This is a genomic window from Mycobacterium sp. MUNTM1, from assembly GCF_054660795.1.
This window is the reverse complement of record NZ_BAAGDE010000184.1, coordinates 1-232: the sequence shown is the minus strand read 5'-3', so window position 1 is coordinate 232 and position 232 is coordinate 1. Positions and strand designations below refer to the sequence as shown.

Below are 232 nucleotides of genomic sequence, written 5' to 3'. Positions count from 1 at the left end.
CGGTGGCGACCATCGCGCCCGCCCCGGAGGTCATGCCGCCGATGCCGGCCTTCGCGGGATCTTTCAGCGTCGCGGCCAGCGTGCAGTCGATGTCCGGATCGCCGGAAATCATGACGCGATAGGACAGGTCTCCGATCCCGGTGGGCCAGTCGGGGGCGACGTCGCGGGCCATCCGGATGACGTGCTCGATGACGATGGCCTCGCGGCCGTTCACCACACCCGCCGCCCGGGT

General features: G+C 70.7%; 1 pseudogene. It reads right to left on the bottom strand.

From position 1 onward, the window contains the following. Positions 1 to 232, bottom strand: a pseudogene (locus ACYQ8K_RS30350) (dihydrodipicolinate reductase); the annotation flags it as partial.